Source organism: Shewanella glacialipiscicola (genome assembly GCF_023283485.1).
GTDB classification, from domain to species: Bacteria; Pseudomonadota; Gammaproteobacteria; order Enterobacterales; family Shewanellaceae; genus Shewanella; species Shewanella glacialipiscicola.
In genome coordinates, this window is the sequence record NZ_JAKILU010000055.1 from 1 (window position 1) to 1,548 (window position 1,548).

Annotated in this window: 2 protein-coding genes, 1 tRNA gene and 1 pseudogene; 3 read left to right on the forward strand and 1 reads right to left on the reverse strand. The window is 42.2% G+C overall.

Annotated features, from left to right (window positions below):
• Positions 1 to 5: 5 nt before the first annotated feature.
• The 3 genes from L2717_RS18010 (at position 6) to L2717_RS18020 (ending at position 1,032) form a co-directional block, all read left to right on the forward strand.
• A tRNA-Asp gene (locus L2717_RS18010) sits at positions 6 to 82 on the forward strand.
• A gap of 217 nt (positions 83 to 299) precedes the next feature.
• Positions 300 to 554, forward strand: a complete 255-nt coding sequence (locus L2717_RS18015) for a YkgJ family cysteine cluster protein (RefSeq protein ID WP_220773777.1) — start codon at positions 300 to 302, stop codon at positions 552 to 554.
• 22 nt (positions 555 to 576) lie between these two features.
• Entirely contained in the window at positions 577 to 1,032 is a 456-nt protein-coding gene (locus L2717_RS18020; protein ID WP_220773778.1) for an Rrf2 family transcriptional regulator, read from the forward strand.
• Here the strand turns inward: L2717_RS18020 and L2717_RS18025 are convergent.
• Positions 1,007 to 1,459 (reverse strand): annotated as a pseudogene (locus L2717_RS18025) (divergent polysaccharide deacetylase family protein); the annotation flags it as partial. The gene L2717_RS18020 and the pseudogene L2717_RS18025 overlap by 26 nt on opposite strands.
• Between the last annotated feature and the right edge of the window lie 89 nt (positions 1,460 to 1,548).

Genomic DNA, 1,548 nt, shown 5'->3' on the forward strand with positions numbered 1-1,548 from the left:
TTAAAGGAGCGGTAGTTCAGTTGGTTAGAATACCGGCCTGTCACGCCGGGGGTCGCGGGTTCGAGTCCCGTCCGCTCCGCCAACATAAAGAGATAAGCCTCATCGGAAGATGAGGCTTTTTTCGTTTTGTTTTTTAATAGTTAATTTACGAAATTATCCGATTTTTATGTCGTATATTAATACTATTGCCTTTATAAGCAGCCCATCTTGTTCCGTGAGCCTCAGTAGTATTGAACCACGCCACAGATTTCGGGCTAATTAAGCGTTATAATGCTTCACATTTTTGATGAGTAGCGTAAATGAATTGTCGTCTCGGATGCGGTGCTTGCTGTATTGCACCTTCAATCAGTAGCAAAATTCCTGGTATGCCAGATGGTAAGGCCGCTGGTGAGCGTTGTGTACAATTGAGTGATGCCAATTTATGTTTGATTTTCGGCTCACCTGATCGCCCCACTGTTTGCAGTGATTTTGATGCATCTGTAGATGTATGTGGTCATACGAACGATGAGGCACTTTGGTTAATTACCCAACTCGAATCTCAAACGGCTCATTAAGTTTATCGCGGACAGGTGAAATATGCAGTTAACTCGTTATACCGATTTTGGCGTTCGAACCCTAATGTATTTGGCTGTTCAGCCAGATAGGACTACTTTATTTAGAATTGCTGAAATTACGCAGGTATTTGATTTATCTCCAAACCATGTCTCTAAAATAGTACATCATTTAGGGAAGTTGGGTTATCTCGAAACTATTCGCGGTAAGATGGGCGGTTTTCGTTTAGGTAAGCCTGCGACTGAAATTAATCTGGGTCAGTTAGTGCGAGTGTTAGAAAACTCGTTAGCGCCGATTGATTGCAGTAAGCCTTACTGTCGATTCACACCAGCATGTAAGCTGAAAGGCGTGCTTGCCCAAGCGGTTGATGCCTATTTGAATGTACTCGATCAATATACTCTACTGGATATTGTGAGTAATCGTGATGAATTACTTGCTCTTTTGCCTGATTTATCTATCTCAGTGTTGCAGTTGGATTAGTCCCTCCGGCTGGTGAAATATCGATAGAGAGTAAGCTTGATGCTGGCACTAGATCAATCCCTTCTATTTCTAGCCTTTGTAGATTAGCTTTAAGGAAGCGTATCGTTTCTGGATAAGGGTGTGCAATCGCCACGAGATTACCTTCTATATGTGCTTGACTGATCATTACGCTAAATTGTTTTTCGAGTGCACTGGCACTGGTATCATTGTCTAAAAAAAGTTGGCGTTTTAGCAAAGGAACGCCTAATTGATCGGCCTTATCTCCCGCCTTAGTGAATCTTGTTGTCATACTATCGACAAAATACAGCTGTTTTTGTTTAAGGGTTTCCATAATCCATAACATGGGGTTGTCGAGCTGCGTCAGTAGGCTACCCATATGATTATTAGCGCCTTTAGCGAAAGGGACACTGTCAATTGCATCAATAATACCAACTCCATTAATTAACTGGTCAGCATTGCCCATCGTCTAGAGCACAACTTACTCACCCTTTCTTTATTCTCTACGAAGCTATTCCA

What these genes read in the sequence shown, in the direction of transcription:
- L2717_RS18015 (WP_220773777.1), top strand. Translation starts at nt 300, where the DNA reads ATGAATTGTCGTCTCGGATGCGGTGCTTGCTGTATTGCACCTTCAATC.
- L2717_RS18020 (WP_220773778.1), top strand. Translation starts at nt 577, where the DNA reads ATGCAGTTAACTCGTTATACCGATTTTGGCGTTCGAACCCTAATGTAT.